18 protein-coding genes are annotated in these 19,711 nt (G+C 40.3%); 14 read left to right on the top strand and 4 right to left on the bottom strand.

Annotated elements, in window-relative coordinates:
- Positions 1 to 94: 94 nt before the first annotated feature.
- Together ACWNMY_RS09480 and ACWNMY_RS09475 are read right to left on the bottom strand one after the other, a co-directional pair.
- Positions 95 to 973, bottom strand: a complete 879-nt coding sequence (locus ACWNMY_RS09480) for a GNAT family N-acetyltransferase (RefSeq protein ID WP_449537982.1) — start codon at positions 971 to 973, stop codon at positions 95 to 97.
- Between the two features lie 66 nt (positions 974 to 1,039).
- On the bottom strand, positions 1,040 to 1,975 hold the full coding sequence (locus tag ACWNMY_RS09475) for an LCP family glycopolymer transferase (RefSeq protein WP_449537981.1): 936 nt from the start codon (positions 1,973 to 1,975) through the stop codon (positions 1,040 to 1,042).
- Between the two features lie 453 nt (positions 1,976 to 2,428).
- Here ACWNMY_RS09475 and ACWNMY_RS09470 point away from each other — a divergent pair, with 453 nt between their 5' ends.
- The 14 genes from ACWNMY_RS09470 to ACWNMY_RS09405 all read left to right on the top strand — a co-directional run bounded on the left by ACWNMY_RS09470 (position 2,429) and on the right by ACWNMY_RS09405 (position 17,983).
- Positions 2,429 to 3,940 carry a sodium:solute symporter family protein gene (locus ACWNMY_RS09470; protein WP_449537980.1) on the top strand — a complete coding sequence of 504 codons (1,512 nt, stop codon included), beginning with the start codon at positions 2,429 to 2,431 and terminating at the stop codon, positions 3,938 to 3,940.
- Positions 3,941 to 3,954: 14 nt separating this feature from the next.
- The gene (locus ACWNMY_RS09465; RefSeq protein ID WP_449537979.1) at positions 3,955 to 5,181 is read left to right on the top strand and encodes an AGE family epimerase/isomerase; all 1,227 of its coding nucleotides are present in this window, start codon (positions 3,955 to 3,957) and stop codon (positions 5,179 to 5,181) included.
- A 13-nt stretch (positions 5,182 to 5,194) separates the two neighbouring features.
- Complete coding sequence (locus tag ACWNMY_RS09460; RefSeq protein ID WP_449537978.1) at positions 5,195 to 6,448, top strand: neutral/alkaline non-lysosomal ceramidase N-terminal domain-containing protein; 1,254 nt, start codon at positions 5,195 to 5,197, stop codon at positions 6,446 to 6,448.
- A 6-nt stretch (positions 6,449 to 6,454) separates the two neighbouring features.
- The gene (locus ACWNMY_RS09455; protein WP_449537977.1) at positions 6,455 to 7,225 is read left to right on the top strand and encodes a glucosamine-6-phosphate deaminase; all 771 of its coding nucleotides are present in this window, start codon (positions 6,455 to 6,457) and stop codon (positions 7,223 to 7,225) included.
- Positions 7,215 to 8,387: an N-acetylglucosamine-6-phosphate deacetylase gene (locus ACWNMY_RS09450; protein WP_449537976.1), complete on the top strand. Its 1,173-nt coding sequence runs from the start codon at positions 7,215 to 7,217 to the stop codon at positions 8,385 to 8,387. The genes ACWNMY_RS09455 and ACWNMY_RS09450 overlap by 11 nt, the downstream gene beginning before the upstream one ends.
- 6 nt (positions 8,388 to 8,393) lie before the next feature.
- Positions 8,394 to 9,146 carry a sugar isomerase domain-containing protein gene (locus tag ACWNMY_RS09445; RefSeq protein WP_449537975.1) on the top strand — a complete coding sequence of 251 codons (753 nt, stop codon included), beginning with the start codon at positions 8,394 to 8,396 and terminating at the stop codon, positions 9,144 to 9,146.
- 52 nt (positions 9,147 to 9,198) lie between these two features.
- On the top strand, positions 9,199 to 10,320 hold the full coding sequence (locus ACWNMY_RS09440; protein WP_449537974.1) for an ROK family protein: 1,122 nt from the start codon (positions 9,199 to 9,201) through the stop codon (positions 10,318 to 10,320).
- Positions 10,321 to 10,495: 175 nt separating this feature from the next.
- Positions 10,496 to 11,413, top strand: a complete 918-nt coding sequence (rbsK, locus tag ACWNMY_RS09435; protein ID WP_449537973.1) for a ribokinase — start codon at positions 10,496 to 10,498, stop codon at positions 11,411 to 11,413.
- A 16-nt stretch (positions 11,414 to 11,429) separates the two neighbouring features.
- Entirely contained in the window at positions 11,430 to 12,347 is a 918-nt protein-coding gene (locus ACWNMY_RS09430; protein ID WP_449537972.1) for a nucleoside hydrolase, read from the top strand.
- 177 nt (positions 12,348 to 12,524) lie between these two features.
- Positions 12,525 to 13,667 carry a M20 family metallopeptidase gene (locus ACWNMY_RS09425; protein WP_449537971.1) on the top strand — a complete coding sequence of 381 codons (1,143 nt, stop codon included), beginning with the start codon at positions 12,525 to 12,527 and terminating at the stop codon, positions 13,665 to 13,667.
- Positions 13,668 to 13,821: 154 nt separating this feature from the next.
- Entirely contained in the window at positions 13,822 to 14,715 is an 894-nt protein-coding gene (gene purU, locus ACWNMY_RS09420; protein ID WP_449538429.1) for a formyltetrahydrofolate deformylase, read from the top strand.
- 115 nt (positions 14,716 to 14,830) lie between these two features.
- On the top strand, positions 14,831 to 15,595 hold the full coding sequence (locus tag ACWNMY_RS09415) for an IclR family transcriptional regulator (protein ID WP_449537970.1): 765 nt from the start codon (positions 14,831 to 14,833) through the stop codon (positions 15,593 to 15,595).
- 159 nt (positions 15,596 to 15,754) lie between these two features.
- Positions 15,755 to 17,158 (top strand): APC family permease, encoded by a 1,404-nt coding sequence (locus ACWNMY_RS09410; protein WP_449537969.1) that lies wholly within the window; start codon positions 15,755 to 15,757, stop codon positions 17,156 to 17,158.
- A gap of 15 nt (positions 17,159 to 17,173) precedes the next feature.
- Positions 17,174 to 17,983 carry a creatininase family protein gene (locus ACWNMY_RS09405; RefSeq protein ID WP_449537968.1) on the top strand — a complete coding sequence of 270 codons (810 nt, stop codon included), beginning with the start codon at positions 17,174 to 17,176 and terminating at the stop codon, positions 17,981 to 17,983.
- Between the two features lie 347 nt (positions 17,984 to 18,330).
- On the opposite strand, the gene ACWNMY_RS09400 is transcribed toward ACWNMY_RS09405, so the two are convergent.
- Positions 18,331 to 18,909, bottom strand: a complete 579-nt coding sequence (locus ACWNMY_RS09400) for a hypothetical protein (protein ID WP_449537967.1) — start codon at positions 18,907 to 18,909, stop codon at positions 18,331 to 18,333.
- A 186-nt stretch (positions 18,910 to 19,095) separates the two neighbouring features.
- Positions 19,096 to 19,602 (bottom strand): GNAT family N-acetyltransferase, encoded by a 507-nt coding sequence (locus ACWNMY_RS09395; protein ID WP_449537966.1) that lies wholly within the window; start codon positions 19,600 to 19,602, stop codon positions 19,096 to 19,098.
- Positions 19,603 to 19,711 lie beyond the last annotated feature (109 nt).

Here is a 19,711-nt window from a genome sequence, read left to right as displayed (position 1 = left end):
GGGCGGAGGACAGGTTCTGTGTCACAGAATGGGACAAGGAACCTGTCCCCTTGTCCCACTTAGTATATGGAAAAAGGAGGGAAACATGTACGGTTTAGAAGGCTGCAGGAATTGGGAGTTTGAATAGGCTGTTTTCTAAATCAATCTCACCTCTTACCATTAGGAAATCGGATGTTTCATATTCGACCGGTGTGAAATTCTCCTCAAACAAATCAGGGCTAATGTACAGATGGAGCTCTGTAAAATTATCTGGTATAACCGAGCATAGTTGCTTAAGTGTTGGCATTGTTGGTCCAACGATATCATACAGCTCACAGATTCCTTCATTCACTCTGAAAATAAGTAGTACATTCAAATCAGGTGAGTAATGCACCATTTTATGTAGGGTTGGGTTATACATGTTAAGGTAGAAAGATGATTCATATGCCAATGGATAAAACAGTTGAGAACTTGGGACATTCTTTTTAAAAAGGCTTTGTATGGTTTCTGCGTCACTGCTGTTAAAAACATCTAGAGGTACTAAAGGATTGTGGTACTGTTTTGGAAGACTAAGTTTTTGCACAAAATAATGTTCTCTCAAAACTCGAAACCCATACTTTTCATATAGCTTTGGGTTTGATGTTAGTAAAAATGAAAGTTCAAAATGGTTGTCAATGTGTTCAAGTGTTTGTTGAAACAAGGATTTCATCAATCCTTTTCCACGATAATCGGGATGAGTCATAACAGATTGAATTCCAGCTACTGTTTGCATTTTTCCATGAATCATCATCGGCATTTCAAACATTGATACATTTGCGACGGCTTTCTCAACTTCAAAAAAGGTAAAGGGTGTGTACGTTGGATCCCAAAATCCTCTTGCGTAAAAGTCCTTGAATGTATCGACTTCGATTCCAAAAACCTTATCAAATAACGGATAAAGTTTTTCTCGAAGGTCTTGATTATTTGAGTAATTCGATTTCAACTGTAATTGCATTATCGTAATCCCCCCAATTAAAGAGTAAAAAAACAACCGGCGTATAACCGGTTGCTTCTTTTGTACCTATTTTATTTCCAGATGCTGCTTGAGTCTAGAAGAAACTGCCAAGCGTTCTTCTTCTGACACAATGTAGTACCATTTATCTAATGTTTGCCCAACACCATTGATGCTAAATTGTTCAATGTTGTGACGTGCGTTTTTATAATTAGATTGAATTGTCTTCATCTCATCAAAGGAAATATCTGTTTTTACATTCGTTCCAAGTGCGCCCAAAATATCATCCACTTTTGTGACAGTAGAAAAGCTTGCACCTTTGTCAATAATTCCTTGGATAACCTGCTTTTGACGATCCTGTCTACCGAAATCTCCACGAGGATCATCATAACGCATACGAGCATAAGCGAGTGCTTGTTTCCCATTTAACGTTTGTGTACCTTCTGCGAAATTAGCTCCATCATAAGAGAAAGCAAATTCATTGTTAACCTGGACACCACCAAGTGCATCTACGATTTGTTGAAGTCCTTCCATGTTCACTCTCACGTAATAGTCGACGGGAACATCTAAAAAGTTCTCAACCGTATCTATCGTCATGTCCACGCCACCAAAAGCATATGCGTGATTGATTTTATCTTGAATCCCTTTACCGATGATCTCCACACGTGTATCACGCGGGATACTTAGCATCTGCATGGAATTTGTGTTTGGATTAACAGATACCAAAATGAGCGTATCGGAACGACCTCTGTCTCCGGAGCGTTCATCAACACCCATGAGCAAAATTGAAATTGGATCCTTTTTCGAAATATCAATATTATTCGCGCGTTTGTCAGATCCATCTCTGTCCTCATGCATTTTTCCAACCGTACTTGCAACAGATTGATATAAATAAGCGGCATAACCACCGACTGCTAACACTAAAAGAAGAGCAATAATCCCAACAACTTTTGGCCATTTCTTTTTCTGTTTCTTCTGTTTCGAATGGCGCTCTGTTCGACTCATCGTAATCAACACCTTTTTCATAGAATACTAGCTGTATAAATAGTACACATGTATTAGACGTTTGGGAAGAGAAAAAGTTACATATTTGTTGAAATTTAAAAGAGTGGTTCGAAATTTGTCGAATAAAATTTGTATCTTTTCGTGAAACAACCCAATTACTTATCGGAAGACCTAGTGAAAATCTATATTTAGTTTATGTATTAACGAAAAGATTATTTACCTATCCAATAACTACCCTCTAGATTTCAGTTTTGAAGAATAGCATCGATTTACCAAGATACTAAATTTTCAAAATTTAATTTACAATTAAAATCAAGTGTGGTATTTTATACATTAATTAGTCATATATTAGGATTAATTAAAGGAGGTGGAAAAATAAACAGGAATAGTAAGCCGATTAGCACGTGTCGGCAAAGGTTTTGACAAGATTACAACTTAAAAAGGGGGAGAAACATGAGTGGTCTAGATTGGGGAGTCATAATCGCATTTTTCTTACTAATGGTTGTTATTGGGTTTTGGTCGTTTAATAAAGTACAAGGGTCGAAGGATTTCTTTGTGGCAGGCGGAAAGCTTCCTTGGTGGTTAGGCGGAATTTCGCACCATGTTGGTGGATACTCAGGCGCAGTGTTTGTAGCGTATGCTGGATTAGCGTATACACACGGATTTAGTTTGTATGTATGGTGGGCACTACCGATTTTTGTTTCCGTTATTTTAGGTGGTTATATTATTGCACCAAGATGGTCAAAGCTGAGAACCAAACTTGATATTGAATCACCGACAGAGTACCTAGCCATGCGTTACAATGTACCAACCCAGCAATTGGTCGCGTGGAGCGGCGTACTTGTAAAATTGTTTGACGTTGGTGCAAAATGGGCAGCAATTGGACTTTTACTTAATGTATTTACGGGTATCCCAATTATTTATGGAATCTTGTTATCTGGAATTGTTTCTCTTATTTATATTACCGTTGGAGGTATATGGGCGGATCTATGGACAGATTTCGCACAGTTCATTATCCAAATCGTAGCGGGTATTGTCATGTTCTTTGTTGTGTTAAGTCAAATGGGTGGATGGGGATCTATTACCGGCATCTGGGATAAACTCCCTGAGGCAAACAGTCAACCATTCAATGAACCATACACGTTAGGCTATGTGTTAGTTTACGTATTCATCGTATTCTTTAGCTATAATGGTGGAACGTGGAACCTTGCAGCACGATACATTGCATCACCCTCTGGAAAAGAAGCAAAGAAATCGGCCATATTCTCTGGAGTCCTCTATCTTATCTGGCCGTTAATTTTATTCTTCCCAATGTGGGCAGCTCCACTTATTTTGCCAAACATTGCTGATCCAACCCAATCCTATGCGCTACTCACACAAGAACTTTTACCAGCAGGATTAGTAGGTCTTGTTCTAGCTTCATTATTTGCCGCAACTATGTCGATGACTTCCTCAGACGCAAATACCATTTCAGCAGTTATTACACGAGATATTCTCCCAGTGTTGTCACGTAAATATAAAGGTCTTGACCAAAAGACTTCATTAAAAATAGCAAGGATTGTTACATTTACATTCACATTTTTAACGCTCATTATCGGAATCTTCTCAGATAATTTTGGAGGAGTTTTAGGATTATTAATCACTTGGTTTGCAGCGCTAGTCGGACCAGTTTCTATTCCAATGCTATTAGGTTTGATTCCTGCCTTTAAGTATAGTGATTCCAAGGCAGCCATTTCCTCAGTTCTAGCAGGGTTTGCCATGTTTGCTTTAACCAAATATGTCGTAGATTGGCCACTTTATATTGAGTTAGGTGCACCAATCTTTGCGTCTGGGTTAGTGTATATTGGTCTCGGTTTACTGAATAAAAACAAACCAGTGAAGCCAGAAATCGAGGATATGCTATCAGCAATTAGTAAATCTGATGAAGAGCTAGCAAAGGATAACACGATTACACCATCTGTTTAACAAGGAGATTCGTTATGGAAACTCAAAAACTAGTAAACTTCTATAGAAATGAAATCGAAGAAAATTTTTGGCCGTTTTGGGAAAAGGCATTTGATGATGAAGCGGGTGGCGTTTTCACCTGCTTCTCCAATGACGGAAGTCAACTTGTGAGTAAGGATAAATACACCTGGTCACAAGGGCGGTTTCTCTGGTTATGTGCGGAACTATTCCGATTAGTGGACCGTGAAAAACTTGCCTTGAATAAAAGTCGTTTAAAGGAGATGGCGGATAAAACATATCGTTTCCTAGTTAACCATGTAGTCATGGAAAATAACCACGTCCTATATGCCGTAACCCATGATGGTACACCTATTAAAGGACAAGAAGACATTAGTGTCTTTGCAGATTGCTTTTATGTACTCGGAGTCAATAAGTATGCAGATGTATTTGGGAATGAAGCTGCATTTGAGCAAGGATATAAGGTGTATGAATCGATTCAAACTCGAATTGAAAAAGGCAACTTCCGAACAGAACCTTACCCAATTGCAGAGGGGTATTCCTCACATTCGATTCAGATGATTATGATGAACGTGGCGCAAGAGGTAGAGGAAACAGCGCAAAGGTTCTCTAGACAAATGACGAAAAAAGCAAACGAAATTAGCAAGAACATTGTACAGGAATTCATACAGGAGGATGGCAGAATTGTTGAGTTACGGGCAAAGAATCAAAGCGACGAAGATACTTTACTTGCGAACCACGTGAATCCAGGCCATGCGATCGAATCAATCTGGTTTCATGTTCATAGCTTACATGAATGGGAGGAAAAGAAGCAGGCGGAGGTACTGCAGCTTCTTTCTAAGGCAACATTGTATGCCATTCAAGTAGGGTGGGACCATGAACATGGAGGACTGCTTCGGTTTGTTCATCATAATGGCAAGGAGCCACAGGGCAGGCTTGTGCACGATCCATATGAAAAATTAATTCAAGATACGTGGGATACAAAGCTGTGGTGGCCGCACTCAGAGGCTTTATATACATTGCTATTATTATATAAGAAAACAAAAGATGAACAATTTTTAGAGTGGTATAAAACGTTTTTTGAATATAGCTTTTCTACGTTTCCTAATCCTATCAAGAATATTGGTGAATGGATACAAATTAGGGATAGACAAGGCGAGCCTTTACAAAAGGTAGTAGCATTGCCGGTTAAGGATCCCTTTCATATCCTGCGCAACTTTATTTTAATTCTAAAGCTGTTTTGATAGAGGAGAGTGAATGATGACGTTACTTCTTGGTACAAGTGAAATCGACATTACACCAGAGGTACCAGTTTCTTTGGCGGGATTTGCCCACAGAGAGGGAAAGGCAACCGAGGTTCATTCTCCCCTTTTTCTGAAGACATATTATTTTGAGAAGGATAAAGATGCATTTTTACTCCTAATTGGAGATGTTATCTGGTGGGATAATCAATGGGTGAAAACATGGAGGCGTAGGATTACTGAGGAATATTCGATTAAGCCAGAATCTATCTGCTTTCATGCGACCCATAATCATTCCGGTCCACAAACAAGTGATTCTTTTACGAGTCTATTAGGGATCCCAGAACAGAGCTTTATTGATTCATTGGAGGAGAAAATAGGTACATGTATCAAATCTGCCATAAATAACAAAGAGCCAGTGACAGTCACAAGGAGCAGAACAAAGAGTGACATAGGGATATACCGTAGGGTGTTACATGAAAATAAGATAAAAATGGGACCAAATCCCAGTATCCCAATAAACAATGACGTAACAATTATCACGTTTGAAACGAGAACACAAAAAAAGAAGGGGATGTTGATTTATTTTCCTTGTCATCCAACAACAACAGATGCAAATGTTGTTTCAGCTGAATATACAGGAGTTTGCTGCTCGATAGTAAAAAGGAAATATCCACAGGCAGTAATTGGGTTCTTGCAAGGATGCTGTGGTGATATTAGGCCGGCTTTAATAAAAGACAATGAGTTTTATAGGGGAACCCTCCTAGACATGGAAAAAGTGGGAGAGAAACTAGCGCAGGATATCATTTCGGCTAGTTCCGATTGTGACATAGATACAATACTATGCGACAAAATTGGAGTGAGTAGCTTTCAACTCCCATTACGTTTTCAAGAAGAATATACCCCTAATGAGGGGATAGAATCTGATGTTTTGCAGATTTGGAGAGAACATAAGGAACTTTATTGGAAAGAAAAAAAGGAAACTTTTTTGGAGATTCAATACATGGAAGTGGGGCATTCACTTCGTTTTGTCTTTTTTAATGGTGAAATGGTTCAAGAATATGCTGAACATATACAAAACATAGATTCAAATACAATAGTACTTGGATATAGCAACGGAATGATCGGCTATATTCCAACCCAAAAACAGCTAATGGAAGGTGGCTATGAGGCGGAGGACTTTATTTATTACTTTGGCTTACCTGCCCCTTTTCACATAGAAACAGAAAATACGATACAACGTGCAGTTGAAAACATACTTAGAGGGTGATTAAGAATGACAGTAATCGAAACTGGCCAGAAGGATAAATTGACATATTTTGTGTTTGAAACGCGTGACGAAATGGGGAAGCGTGCTTCACGTGATGTCGCAGACCAAATCGTACAAATTCAGCAAAAGCAAGATGAGCTCACCATGGTGTTTGCCGCTGCACCGTCACAGAATGAGTTTTTACAGTACTTACTAGAGGATGATCGGATCAACTGGCAACAAATCATTGCGTTTCATATGGATGAATACGTAGGACTTGATAAGGAAGCACCACAGCTTTTTCAAAACTTTTTAAAAGAAAGATTGTTTTCAAGAGTTCCATTTAAAGAGGTTCATTTAATTGATAGTTCGAATGAGAACGAAATAGAGCGATATAGCGCACTTCTACAGGAGAAACCTATTGATATCGTTTGTCTGGGAATTGGTGAAAATGGACATATTGCTTTCAATGATCCACCTGTTGCAGATTTTCGCGATACACAGGTTATAAAAAAGGTAGAATTGGATGAAATATGTAGGCAGCAACAAGTAAATGACGGTTGCTTCACATCGTTGCAAGAGGTTCCAACTCATGCATTAACCTTAACGGTACCCACTCTTATTTCGGCAAAGTCAATGTACTGCATGGTTCCAGGAAGTACGAAGCGACAGGCTGTCTACGATACCTTAAATGGCCCAATTAGTACAGGATGTCCGGCATCCATTTTACGCACACATGGAAATGCCTATCTATATGTAGATCAAGATTCATTCGGGATTGAAAAACATGGAGAGTAGTACAACCACCGTTCAGGGAATTCATTATAAAGAAAATACAGGGGTTCGGATTGAGGTCCATAATGGTGTCATCCAATCAGTAGAGTATGCCGATGTAGAAAGTGAAACATATATTGCTCCGGGATTTGTAGATTTACAAGTGAATGGCTATATGGGTATTGATTTTAATTCTCTTACTATTAGTGAAATAGATATAGAAACGGTATGTATTCAGTTAGCTGAACAGGGTGTAACATCATTTTTCCCAACGATTATTACAAACTCTAATGAAAATATATTGAAACTTGTTGGAGTTATTGCCAGTGCAGTTGCTTCTAATAAATTAGTTCGGCAAATGATTGCAGGGATTCATGTTGAAGGTCCATTTTTATCAAGAGAGGATGGCCCCAGAGGTGCGCATAATCAGAAGTATATTCAGTCACCTGATTGGCAGTTTTTCAAAACCCTCCATGAGCGCTCTAATGGCTTAGTTAACATCATGACTCTATCGCCAGAATGGGACAATGCGGAGGAATTTATTAAAATGGCTACGGACGCAGGTGTTCTTATTTCGATTGGTCATACAGATGCCAACTCAAAACAGATTCAAAATGCAGTTAAAGCTGGGGCGAGAATGTCCACTCATTTGGGCAACGGTGCGCATGTGTTATTACCAAGACATCCTAACTATTTGTGGGATCAATTAGCCGAGGATGGATTAGCTGCATCAGTGATTGCAGACGGGTTTCATTTGCCTCCATCCGTATTAAAGGTAATTGAAAAGGTAAAAAAAGAGAAAATGGTCATCATCAGTGACAGTGTTGCACTAGCAGGCTTACCACCGGGGGACTATAAGGCTGCCGTTGGGGGAGAGGTTACGTTAACTGAAAAAGGTCGTCTTCATTTAAAAGGCGAACCTAGACTACTTGCCGGTTCCGCTCAAAGTATTCTCTGGGGTGTTAACCGAATTGTTGAGATGGGGGTTACAGATGTACCCACTGCAATTGATAAGGCATCTATATTACCGGCAAAGATAATGAAGATGAATCAGTCTTTGGGCCTTCAAGTAGGGGCTCCCGCAGATCTTATCTTATTTGAGACTGGTAAGGAAAGGGTGGAAATCGTTGAGACGGTAAAAGAAGGAAAAGTTATCTATAGGAAAGCAACAGCTAATAAGGGGTGAGCAGGAATGAGGTATGCACTAGAATATTATGAAAAAGTGAAGGAATATATGGAGCACGTAATTGAAACAGAGTCTGAGAATATCATGAAAGCTGCGGATGTGGTAGCCAACCACATCAAAGAAGACAAAATTGTCTATGCATACGGACCTGGGGGGCACTCAAATCTAGCATCCCAGGAGTTGTTTTTTCGTGCAGGCGGGTTGATGCATGTAAGTGCTATCTTGGATGAGGGAACGTTATTAAGTGGAGGAGCCATGCGTTCCATGGCGATTGAGCGTACACCTGGATATGGAAAGATAGTCTTAGAGGATTATGGCTTACAATCTGGTGATCTATTACTTATTATCAATGCATATGGAATTAATGCGGCAACAATAGATGCGGCCTTAGAAGCGAAACGGCTAGGAGTGAAAACGATTGGTGTCTCCTCGAAAAAGCATGCATGTCAGACACCAAAAGAACATCCAGCCAGGCATCCTTCCACGCAAAACCTACATGATGTGGTTGATTTAGCGATTGATTCAAAGATTGATGTGGGCGACGCGGTGATTGAAATAGAAAATCTAGAGCAAAAAGTTGGAGCAGTTTCTACATTCGTGAATGCCTTTATCTTAAACTCTATTTCTATGGAAGCCACTGCAAAACTAGTGGAGCAAGGGATTCAGCCCCCAATTTGGAAGAGTGGGAATGCAACAGGTGGCGATGAATGGAATAATCAGTTTATTTCTCGTTTTAAGCACAAAATCAAGAAATTATAACGGGCTAATTGGTATAATAAGGTATCTGACTGGATGAAGAAAGGATAGAGAAATGAAAACGAGAGGCCCGGGAGTTTTACGAGAACAAAATCAGAAAAGGGTATTGTCCCTGCTGCGTCATTATAAGCAAACGTCTAGAAAAGACCTGGCCAAAGCCATGGGGGTTAGCAAAAATACGATTTCCCTTATTGTGGATCAATATGTAAAGGATGGAATCATTAAGGAAGTTGGAATAAAGGATCTAAAAAGGGCTGGGCGCCCAAAAATCGTTATTGAATTAAATCAGAATGCTTTTAAAGCAATTGGTATGGCAATCCATCATGATGGAATTGAATATATGGTGACAGATTTTTATTTGCAATCTGTTGCTAGTGGTTTTTGTGAGGTAGAGGGCAAGAACTGGGAAAAGGTATTTTGGGAAATTCGGAAGATAGTGGGCGAGTTAATACTCGAACATCCTGAAGTGATAGGCATTGGCATTGGCATTCCAGGTATTGTGAATTCTAACGAAGGAATTGTCTATCATTCTACAAATCTGGGATGGAAAAACATACATGTCCTAGACCAGTTAAAGGATACTGTATCTGTACCAATACTTGTACAAAATAATGTAAACATGGCTTCTTTATGCTCGACAGGAATAGGCGACCATGCAGGTTCAGGTAGCTCCTTTTATATTCGAATTGGCGATGGAATAGGAGGAGCCTTTACAACAGAAGGTCATATTTGGAACGGAGACAGCTGGACATCCGGGGAAATTGGTCATATTTCAGTTGATGCCAATGGACCTCTATGTGGATGTGGTCAGCGAGGTTGTCTAGAGAAATTGATTAGTAGGAAAGCTTTCCGAGACTGGCTGGACAACATGGATGAGAGATTTGAGAAGAATAAGCCTGCAGAATCAGAACACCTGATAGCTGAACAAATGAAAACGTTTGGGATTTATTTAGGCACCTCACTCACCAATATTATTCATTTATTAAATCCAGGTACGATTGTGATTGATAGCCCATATAATCAATACCCATCATTTCAGCAATCATTAGTAAACTATCTTGAACAAAACGCACTTAAGATTCCGTATTCATTTACAAATATAAAATTTAATGAAGAGCCTTTTTCTCAGTCGTTGGGTGCGGCAACAGCGGTCGTGTTGGACTTTGAAAGGGATTAAAAAAGTAGGCAGGGGAAACCCTGCCTATAACTATTTAAAAGTCAATCTGGTGTAGTTTTAGAAATTCGGTGTAGTATTGGCATAAATTTTTTCGATTTTTGAAACTGTTTGTTATTTTGTCTTATAATATTTTATATAAGTTATTGTTTGGTTTAAAGATTGGGAGTGGATATAAATGAGTGCCGATATCGTCGTAATAGGCAGTTTGAATGTGGATATGGTTGTAAATGTGAGTAACCGACCTGAATGGGGAGAAACGGTCCTGGGGCATGGCTTTTTCATGGGGAATGGTGGAAAAGGTGGAAACCAGGCGTATGCGGCTTCCAAGCTTGGCGGATCGGTTGCAATGCTTGGTTGTGTTGGCGAGGATATCTTTGGGGAACAGCTGTTATCGAGCCTGGAGGATGTTGGCGTTGATACGAATTCGATTGAGAAGATCCCTAACGTTTCTTCCGGGGTGGCGTTGATTAGTGTGAACGATGACGGGGAAAATAGTATCGTTGTGTCTCCAGGTGCAAACGAGTATGTGACACCGGAGTACGTGAAAAAACACAAGAGTGTAATTCGTGATGCAAAGCTTGTAATGGTACAGTTGGAAATTCCACTAGAAACTGTTATGGCGGTTGCAGAAATCGCACATAAATACAGTGTTCCGTTCATGCTTGACCCGGCTCCAGCTAGGACATTACCGGACGAGCTTTATGAAAAAGTGACGTATTTAGTTCCGAATGAAAGTGAGTTAGGGGTTATTACAGATTCAAAAATCACAGACATAGACTCTGCAACAGCTGCGAGTAAGGTGCTTTTGGTAAAAGGCGTACATACTGTTTTTTCAAAACTCGGCAGCAAAGGGGTTCTCGTGTCGAGTGGGAATGAGAGGTTTTTCGTGAATCCGATCACTGTTTCCGCTGTAGATACGACTGCAGCGGGGGATGCGTTTGCTGGTGCGCTTGCAACTGCACTAGTTAACGGAAAGGACTTACAAGCTGCCACAGAATTCGCAAACGCTGTTGGTGCGATAACTGTGACAAAGCAAGGTGCACAAGTGTCGATGCCGACTCTTGAAGATACGGAGAACTTTTTAAAAGAATAGAAAGAAGGTACATACAATGAAAAAGGTTATATTTGATGTGGATACAGGTATTGATGATGCAATGGCAATATCGTATGCTGCGAATTCTCCAGAGCTTGACATCATTGGGCTCACAACGTGTTTTGGCAATGTCTCTGTAGAGGAAGCGACACGAAATACATTGGCAGTATTGGAAAAGCTTGATAAAAATATTCCTGTGTATCAGGGGGCATCCAAACCATTAGAACGCGAAAACAGGAAAGGCTTTGCGAAGTTTGTGCATGGGGAAGATGGCTTAGGAAATGTATTGGATTTTGAGCCTGCTAGAACTGTTGAGTCGTTGTCTGCGATTGATTTTATTATCCAACAAGTGAAACAGCAGCCTCATGAACTCTGTATTATCGCAGTCGGACCGTTAACAAATCTTGCTCTTGCGATTCAACAAGCACCGGAGATTGTATCGTTGGTGAAAGAAGTGGTCATCATGGGTGGTGCTGTCTATGTTAAGGGAAACAAAACACCTCACGCAGAAGCAAACATCATAACCGATCCTGAGGCAGCAGAAATAGTTCTAAATTCAGGGCTACCGATTACATTGGTTGGGTTAGACGTAACAATGCAAACCTTGTTACCAAGGACTGAGGTGGAAAAATGGAGAAATGCTGGAACTGATATCGGACCGTTTTTTGCAGACATGGTTGGGTTTTACCTCGACTTTTATGAATCCGCTAATCCAGGTATAGGTGGATGTGGACTCCATGATCCACTTGCAGTTGGCGTTGCGATTGATCAAACGTTTGTAAATACGAAATACATAAACGTAAAAGTACTGACAGAGGGTGAAGAGGTCGGAAAAACCGTACCTAACCGAGAGGCAAGCCCAAAGATTCATGTTTGCACACAAGTAGGCAAAACAAGATTCTTAGAACATTTTTTGGCAAGAGTCATCGTATAAATAATTGAAGGAATTTTCTCCCATGTTACGAAAATAGTAGCATGGGTCTCAGTGCTGTAATACGCTATAGTAACGGATCAATAAATAGAATGGGACAGGGGGACAGGTACCTTGACCCTGGTAAAAAATGGTGGGACAAAGAACCTGTCCCCCTGACCCAAGTAAGGTGGCAGAATGATGGAGCGACAGCTGGTTGATTTTTTAAAGGGTAAGGAAAGTGAGATGGTGGAGGTTTTACGAGGGTTAGTTGAGATTGAGTCACCATCGCATGAGAAGGAAATGGTTGATGAAGTTGGGAAACTGGTTCAAGAGCTTTATAAAAAGTATGTTGGTGGAACAGTTGAGGTTATTAAAAATGAAGAACGTGGGGACCATCTGCGTTGTGAATTCGGTGAGGGTGACGACCAGATCTTAATTTTGGCGCATATGGATACAGTTTGGCCAAAAGGGACACTTGACGAACTGCCATTCCGGATCGAGGGAGACAAGCTCTACGGACCAGGATCCTTTGATATGAAAGGTGGCATTGTGCAAGGACTGTTTGCACAGCATGCCCTCCAAACGTTGAACGTGCCTTTGAAATCCAAGGTAGTTATGCTGTTTACGTCTGATGAGGAAATCGGAAGTGAATCTTCACGCTCGTTAATTGAAGAGGAAGCTAAAAAGAGCAAGTACGTGCTTGTCCTAGAATCAGCAAGCTCAACCAAAGGGAAGCTTAAAACCTCTCGAAAAGGCGTGGGGATGTTTACGATCAAAGTCAAAGGGAAAGCGGCACACTCAGGGATTGAGCCTGAAAAAGGAATCAGTGCCATCGAGGAATTGGCTCGCCAAACCTTGTATTTACACGAACTAACAGACTATGAAAAAGGAACAACCTTAAATGTCGGGGTTATCAAAGGTGGAAGTGCATCAAATGTAGTTGCAGCGGAAGCCGAGGCAGAAGTCGATTTGCGTGTAAAAAATAACGCAGAATTCGACAAGGTCATTCCATTAATAAAAAATGTAACACCATCAAGAAAAGGATTAACCATTGAGGTGACAGGTGGCATCAACCGACCGCCTCTAGAAAAGACACCTGAAATAGGACAAATGTTTGAAACAGCAAAGAGCTTAGCAAAAGAGTATCTTGGCTTTGACTTAGAGGAACAACCAAGTGGCGGTGGAAGCGATGGTAGCTTTGCCTCTCAATTCGCGCCAACACTAGACGGCCTTGGCCCAGTGGGAGACGGAGCACATGCCCAAAACGAACACCTCTTCATCTCACAAATGCCTGTACGAAGCGCATTAGTCGCACTACTTATCATGAAACTGGCAAATTAGGGACACGGGGACAGGTCCGCTGACCCAGGTGAAAGTTGTGGGTCAGGGAACCTGTCCCCCTGACCCACAACTGACCTACAAAAGTTTTTAGACAATTCGCTTTGATACTGTTATAATATCTCTCATTAATTAATGTGAGGTAGTGAGCATGAAAATGAACAGTAACGTGAAGATTGAAGAGTTTCGTAGCAAGTATCAGAATCGTGGTAGGCTGCTTGTGAGTTGTCCGGATCAACCGGGTATTGTGATGGCCATCTCCCAGTTTTTATATTCGTTTGAGGCAAACATCATTGAGTCTAGTCAATATTCAACCCATCATGAAGAGGGTACCTTTTATCTTCGAATTGAATTTGACTGCCCAGCGTTACCGGAACGTATAACTGAGATGGAGACTGCCTTTGGGTCAGTAGCAGAAAAGTTCTCGATGACTTGGAAGTTACTTAACGTGCAGAACGTGAAAAGGACGGCCATCTTTGTGTCAAAGCAGCTTCACTGTCTGCATGAGCTTTTATGGGAATGGCAGAGTGGCGACTTAATGACAGATATCGCACTAGTCGTTAGTAACCATGAAGATGCGAGAAGCGTGGTCGAAAACCTTGGAATTCCTTTTTACTATATTCCAGCAAACAAGGATATCCGCAAACAAGTGGAGGAACAGCAATTACAGCTTTTAAAAGAGTATGACATTGATTTGATTGTATTAGCGCGTTACATGCAGGTGTTAACACCTGACTTTGTTGCGGCGTATCCAAATCAAATTATCAATATCCATCACTCATTCCTGCCTGCATTCGTCGGAGCTAGGCCATATGAGCGCGCCTATACGCGTGGGGTGAAATTAATCGGGGCGACTTCACATTTCGTAACCAACGACTTAGATGAAGGTCCAATCATTGAGCAAGATATCGCCCGAGTTGATCATCGTGATGATGTAGATCGATTGAAGAAAATCGGCCAATCCGTGGAACGAAGCGTATTAGCGCGCGGAGTAAAATGGCATTTAGAAGACCGAGTCATCGTGGATAATAATAAGACGATTGTGTTTTAAGCAACTATAAAAATTATGTGAGTATGTCACTACCTGTACATGGAGAAACGGGTGGTGACTTTTTTAGTTTGTTCCTGTTACACTTAAACTACTAAGTGCTAAAAGGAGTATGGATATGAGAGAGGTAGCTAGCAAAAATGGTAGCGTCGAAAAAGCGCTGCAAGTGATTGAGTGCTTTGATTTGAGAACCCCTTCCTTAACATTGGAAGAGCTTTCATTGAAAACGGGATTCCCAAAACCGACGGTCTTCCGTCTGATTTCTTCTTTAGAGAAGTTTGGATATATAAAAAGGGTTAGCCAAGAGGGACAGCTTAAGTTCAAACTTGGTATGGCCTTTTTGGAAAAAGGGGAAATTGTAAATAGTCATTTTGACATTCGTGAACTTGCAAAACAAGAGATGCTTTCCCTTCGCAATGAAACAGGGCTAAGTGTCCAACTAGCCATTCGTGACGGAAATGAAGCAGTCTATATTGAGCAATTTGAAGCGTTAACACCTTTTAGTGTATATCCTCAGATTGGTAGAAGAGTGCCATTATATGCAGCGGCATGTCCACGTGTGTTATTAGCATTTTTGCCGGTTGAGGAGCAACAATCTATCATTGAAAGTTATTCATATACCTCTTTCACTCCGTATACGAAAATTGACCATGCTAAGGTTGTTACGGAACTGCGTGAAATCAAAGAAAAAGGATTTTCAATTAGTAAAGGTGAGCTGCACGAGGGAACCATTGCGATTGCTGTCCCTGTTTTTAATGTCAATCATACCGTAATTGCAGCGCTAAGTGTAATAGGAATGGATCGTAATCTCGAACAAGAAGCACTAGAACCGTTGGTTACGAGATTGCATGAATGTGTCATGAAAATACAACAAAAGTTTTAATAAATTGAAGAAACAGGTGGTCAAATGAGGCTACCTGTTTTTCTTTTTGAGGAAAAATTATAAAAATTAAGTGAAATCTAGCGAAAAATAGTTTATAATAGGTCCAATATTCTAAAAATATGAAATACATATTTCATATAGTGAAATGGAGGGTTTTATATGAATCTACAAACGAGCCAACAACCAATTTCTACCGGAACGGGTAAGCTTAGTCGCGGATTAGGTTTCATCGACCTTTGGAGTGTAGGGGTTGGTGCATTAATTGGTGGAGGTATTTTCACAGTAATAGGTCCAGCAGTTGCTCAAGCGGGTCCTGCATTATTTGTTGCCTTTTTAATCGCTGGTATCATTGCCATTCTTTCAAGTATGAGTTACTCAGAACTAGCATCAAACTGGCCATATGAAGGAGCATCCTATGCGTATTCGAAATTTGCCTTTTCTCCAATACATAAAGACTTAGGCAGGTTATTGGCATTATGGTGTTCAGGGCTATACTTCTTATCATTTGCATTTGCGGCAGGTGCAGTAAACCTAGGATTTGCTGGGTATTTTAATTTTATTTTTCCATCACTTTCTCCAACAATCGTGGCACCTATCGTCTCAGTTGCGATTACCGCATTGCTTCTAGTCGGAATAAAGACAACTGGTAAGGTGAATACCATATTTTCAATCATTCAAGTAGTCGCGTTATTTGCCATCGCGATTATTACTATTTTTCATAATCCATCAGGTCCATTTATGCATAGCGACTTCTTACCAAACGGGTGGACAGGTGTATTTGCGGCTACAGCATTAATCGCGTTTGGTCAAATGCAAGTAGAGGCAGTCTTAACGCTTGGTGAAGAAGCAAAAAATCCACGTCGAAATCTTCCGCTTGCACAGATATCATCACTAGTAACGGTCGTTGTGTTATATTGCTTAACTGGTTTTGGTGTTGTGTCTGCAGCAGATCCAAGTGCCCTAGCAGCATCAACTGCTCCACTGTCATTAGCAGTTGAAACAGTTCTTCCGGGTGTAGGTGCTGTTCTCATTGCAATTGCAGCATTGACAGCAACTGGTACGTCAACAGTTGGGTGTTTATTAGGTTCATCACGAATGCTCTTTGCAGCTGCCAGAGAAAAAGCAGTTCCTGCATTCTTAGGAAAGGTAAGTTCGAAGACACATGTTCCTGTAACAGCAACTGTGTTTACAGGCATTATTGCCCTAGGTACCACCCTTATGGCCACGATGGGATATGGGAAAGCAATTTCAATAGCAGTAGGAGCAGCAGTGTTTGCTAACTGGTTAATGATGGCACTTATGAACGTTGCGTTAATTGTGGTGCGTGTAAAGCAACCACATCTAAAACCGGCCTTTCGTTTTCCAGTAAATGTAAAAAACATACCAGTACTTGCAATAGTAGCAGCGATAGGCTCAATCTGGATACTAACGTATATTCAAACACTTCCGCTGTTAATAGGGATTAGCTGGCTTGTGCTGCTAACTGCTTTCTACTTCTTATATTCGAGAAGTCGTTGGGAGTATTTAGACGAAAATGATATGGAAACTATTACGAAGGAATAATAGGAGATGAGTAGATTGAAGAGTGTTTGGCTGCAAGAAAACAAATGGGAAGATGTAGAACAATATCTTGAAAAAAAGAAAACAATTATCGTTCCAGTAGGAAGTGTTGAGCAACATGCAAAGCATTTGCCACTTGGGACCGATTCTTTTGTGGCACTTCGTGTCGCAGAAGAGGTTGGGGAAAAAACACAAACACTAGTAGCCCCTCCAAACTGGGTGGGTTGGGCACCACACCATATGGCATTCCCAGGGACTATCACGCTGCGTCCTGAAACACTAACAAACCTCGTTTATGATATTTGCAAAAGTTTAATCTATCATGGCTTTGAAAAAATTATCATCTTGAATGGGCACCGTGAAGCAAATCTACCGCCATTAAAAATTGCGATTACAAAGCTTCGAAATGAAACAGGAGCCTTTCTATCAATAGCAGATCCTTTTTATATTGCAAAGCAAATTGGGAAGGAAATTAAGGTTTCTGAACCGGGCGGTGTGGGACATGCTGCTGAAATGGAAACATCACATATGTATTATCTGTATCCAGATCTATGTGATCCATACAAGGCAGTGAAAAATGTTCATACTAAACATCAATTCCTACAGCATGATCCATTCGTTGAGGGAGATACGGTGTTTGTGCCGAGTGATGTAGAAGGTTATCGTGAAGGTGCTATAAATGTAGGAGTGGTAGGCGATCCAACCGTTTCAACAAAAGAAAACGGTGAAATCTATCACCATGCACTTGTAAAAAATCTTATTGAACTAGTTCGCTATTGCGACGAAGAGGTTACTGTTACAATCAGAAAGAGAGAAATCCCTTTATAAGCCAAAAAGCACCACATCAAAAAATGTGGTGCCTTTTCTTTGTTGTTTTAGGAAATGATAAAATTCAACCTTTTGATAAGTTATAAATGAGTTTATCTACATCTAGCTCCAGCGCCTAGCCCCTCGAGGTCATAAGCCAATCCGTCAAGAAGGTCAAAGAGCAACCTTCTCGCCGTCTTGTCTTATACTTGTCAGACTTGCACAGGACAAGGGAAGCTTCGAGAGCATAATCATCGCACGAAGAAAATGCAAAGCATTTTCGAGGATGTGCTGACGTCCGCGTTTGCCACAAGACGTGGCAGTCTTTAGTGGACGTTCACTTTCAACGCGCTTTGGCTTTTGTTCTTTTACATCCCAATCCGAACCATTGGATACGGAATATGAACTCGTTCATTCATGACTCGTGGATAATCTCGTAATCTACCTTCATAAACCAATTGAAAATTTGCAGAATGAGGCAAGTTACTTGGTTCAACCAAACATATCTCTTTTTCAAAATCGATGACGTTTCCTTCCTTGAGGACGGTAGCGACAAACTGCGAACAGAAGAAAGCATTCTTTCGTTTGATCGGTTTGTTAAACATGACACCAAATAAACCGAGTAAATTATAGCGATAGAGATCCTTCTTAGCTGCAATATCTTCAATATATTGATACATCTTTTGAAATTCTTCATCAGTAATTGTTAATGAATAGATGGCACAATGTGCTTGTTTAAATAAAATAGAATGAATATCTTCTCGAACAAATCCGCCAATAAAAGGATTATTCGCCGTTTTTCTCCCGAAACTATAAACCTCAACTAACTCTTCATCAAAGGAGATTGAGGCGTGATTATAGGGCTTTTTCGTATAGGTTTTTATCAATCTTGTAAAAATCGTACCGGTATCCGTTAATAGAATATATATCGTTTTTTCACCCAACATAATCATCTCCTTCAATCTCTCTGTCATTACTATAAAAAACAAAAGTTAAGAAAAGCCTAATCAAATTCTTAAGAAACTCTTACTTTTTATTGAACCGTATTTATTCGTTACATTATTTCTAATCGATTTTAACACAAATATTATCGATTAACAATAAAATTATATTAATTTACATTATATTAACAATTAATCAAGGTTCATTTCATAATAAGGTTCTTCCTGATTCGTATCCTCGAACCATTTCAGCCCTTTATACTCAAATCCAATGCGATCTAAAATTTTTAATGAACCCGCATTATTGGGATCAGCGGATGCATGAATTTTTTTAACGTTGGGGTGTCGTTTTGCGACCTCAACACATGCTGCAGCAGCTTCTGATGCATAGCCTTTTCCCCATGCACTTTTAGCAAAATGAAAAAGCAGTTCGACTGATTCGACGGTCGTTGGCACATTAAATCCTGCTGCACCAATAACCCTTCCAGATTCTTTTTCAACTACACCATATACGGAAAGTCCTTTAGTTTCATGGCAAGATGCGTATGCCTCCAAGACTTTACCTAGAAGGTCATGAGGAGTGGCTCCGAGGCAATATTCCATTACTTCCTGGTCGCCCCAAAATGACTTTGCATCCTCCACGTCCGTTTCTTCAAACACCTTTAAAATCAGCCGTTCCGTGTCCATAATCACGTTCATAGTGATTCCTCCATCTTTTAAGCGAATCAGTAAAAAAGTTCCAAGAGAGTAATAATTCGTTATGACTGACAAAAAATCCTCTATTTCTACAATTTGGGATAAGAATTTT

It is taken from the genome of Ferdinandcohnia sp. Marseille-Q9671, from assembly GCF_976954385.1.
The sequence above is the reverse complement of the archived record's forward strand: the minus strand, read 5'-3'. Positions and strand labels throughout refer to the sequence as shown.